Consider the following 2,527-nt stretch of genomic DNA (forward strand, 5'->3'; position numbering starts at 1 on the left):
GCGATCTGCGCGTCGAGCTCACGTGCACGTTTGTCCGCGGGCGACTCGCCGGCGTTGATCGTGCGCAGAGACAACGCGTAGAGGGCGCGTCGCCACCCCGATGTCGGAGCAGCTCGGACACCGTCGAACTCCAACGCGGACGCCGTCGGGGGGCGCGGCGGCTGCGTTCTGTCGCCGCGCCCCAACATCACCACCGCGGTGGTGTTGCGGTCCAGATCGATCTGCCCGAACGCCGGTCGTGGGCCGACCGGTGTGGACGTCGTGTCGACGTCGTCGATGTCGGGACTCGTCCGATCGGCCATCAGGCCGTCTTTCCAGTCGGTGCTCATCGGGTGGTCCTTACTGGGTTCGCCATCAGTTGGACGGGGTCAGCCACGAGGAGTCGTCGGGAGCGGCAGCGGGGAACTCCATCGGGAACGCATCGCCCGACGGGGCCGACGACGTGGTCGCAGTACTCGTGCTGTCGGCGTCGGTGGCCGCCTGCGGGGTGTAGGTCGGCGTCGTCAGCGTCGACGAGGACTCGGCCCAGGGATCGAAGGCGGTGGAGGTCGAGGCCGGTTGTGCGCCGACCTGGAACTGAAGACCGGGAAGGCCTTGGTAGGAGCCCTGCCCGTCGACGGGAACGGTTCGTGCGAAGGCGTCCTTGTCCGCAGCGGGGGCGGTCGACCCGCTTTCGAGATCCTTGACCAGCGCGGTGATCCAGTCCGAGGCGAAGCTCAGCCAGGTTCCGCCCGACGGTGTGACCGCATCACGTTGGTAGGACTCGTGATTGGCGCGCACCGCCCAGTACTTGACGTCGGTGGCCATCTTGATCAGGCCCTTGTTGTCGGTGAGTTCGTTCTGCACGATCTTCGACACGGCCGTGGTCGTCTTGTCGGTGATGTTCGCCGGAACCAGCTGCAGAGCAGCCTCGGCTGCTTTGGCTCCCAGTAACGCCAGCGCCGCCGGAGGATTGGTCAGGCCGACGGTGGCCAGTTGCGCGATGTTGTCCATCGTCAGGACTTTTTTGGCGAACGTGACTGCGGTGTTGATTCCGATGCCGAGGACTTTGTCGATCGCGGCGAAAGCATCGACCTCGTGTGTCGGGTTGGAGGCATCAGCGGCACGGTTGCTCAGGGAATCTCCCGGCCGGTAGTCCAGGCCGCGGGTGGTGCCGTCGCTGCTGGTGATGTCTTCGTTGACGACGTCGACGCCCATCTTGAGCGCGGTGGTGCCCATGACCTGCGCGGCCGACCACAGCACCCCGATGGGATCTTGGGCGTCGAGGTTCATCTGTCCGCTGACGTTGGTCACCAGACGGGCCAGCGGGGCGTCGGCGGGTGTATCGCAGGCGATGTCGCCGCTCGCGCAGGCCGATGCGACTCGGCCGGTCAGGGACCCGAACGAGGCCGGGGTCTGCGCGGCGAGGGGTGCGATGCCGCCTCCGTCGGATGGCGGTGTGGGCAGCGTTTCGAGCTTGGTCACCTCCGCGCCGCGGGTACCGGGTGCAGGTGCGGGGTGTTCCTGGGAAGGTGCACCGGGGAAGATGCCGTCGCCCTGCTTACGGGTGGGATCGGAGTAGAGCATTCCCATCGCGACCCGTGCGGGCGGGATCGGACCTTGGCCTGCGCCGATCAGCCGGAGCAGCTCCGAGGCAACTCCCGCGCCCTGCGAGTACCCCAGCAGCCCGAACTTGGTGTTCGGGCAGCGAGCGGCTTCGTCGGCGATGATCTTCGAGGCGTTCTCGACTCCGCGCGCGGCCGAGTCCTTGTACGAGGTTCCGGTGAAGCCGTAGTCGGCCGGGTACGGCACGTAGGTGCGGTCGAACTTGTCCGAGGTGGTTCCACCGAACTCGGCCAGGACCGGAAGGATCGCCGCCGACAGCGTGCCCGAGTCCTGCTTCGGCATGGACCCTTCGGTGGACTCGGTGGTGCCCTGCGTGACGACGACGTGCAGCAGCGCACACGGAGCGTTGGTGGTGGAGTCGGCTGAGGAAGAGGTGGTGTCGGGGGGCGTGGTGGTCGGTTGCGCTGCAGCCTGGGTCCCTGCGCTCACTGTGATCGCGACGGACCCCAGTAAAGCCATGGCGGCGTAGGTGAATCGGTTGGCCTTCATCAGTTCTCCGTTTCGGTGATGTCGACGATCGAGGTGATGAGGGTCCGATCACCGTCGGTTCGTGTTCGTACGATCTGGGTCCACGTCACCGGCTCTGCGCCCGGGACGGCATGGGTGAGGTAGACGGTGTATTCGTCGGGGCCTCTCGGGGTGATGCGCAGGCAGTGCGTGGTCTCGGACGGGAAGGTGTCGATTCCGGCGCTCTGCAACAGTTCTGGGCTGCCGACTGCGGCGTCGGGGGTGGTGAACGCACGCGCGGCGGCTCCGCTGCGGGTGACGTAGTAGGCGTAGTCGAAGCCGAGGATCGCGTCCGGGCCCGAACCGAACCCGCCCGGTCCGGCACCGGTGACTTCGCTACTGGTCCTGGACTCGACACACGGCGGCGGCGCGGCCGGGGCCGGGGTGGTGGACGTGGGCGGCTCGGTTGTGGTCG

At 67.4% G+C, this 2,527-nt stretch carries 2 protein-coding genes and 1 pseudogene; all 3 read right to left on the bottom strand.

Annotated elements, in window-relative coordinates; genetic code table 11:
• Positions 1-329, bottom strand: a pseudogene (locus WA965_RS09875) (hypothetical protein); the annotation flags it as partial.
• Positions 330-354: 25 nt separating this feature from the next.
• Positions 355-2,094, bottom strand: coding sequence for a cutinase family protein (locus tag WA965_RS09880; protein WP_526447447.1), 1,740 nt, complete (start codon positions 2,092-2,094; stop codon positions 355-357).
• Positions 2,094-2,527: DUF8176 domain-containing protein (locus tag WA965_RS09885; RefSeq protein WP_526447448.1), on the bottom strand; the 434-nt coding region annotated here is incomplete at its 5' end. The genes WA965_RS09880 and WA965_RS09885, both read right to left, overlap by 1 nt.

The organism is Mycobacterium sp., from assembly GCF_049683935.1.
Classification (GTDB): Bacteria; Actinomycetota; Actinomycetes; order Mycobacteriales; family Mycobacteriaceae; genus Mycobacterium.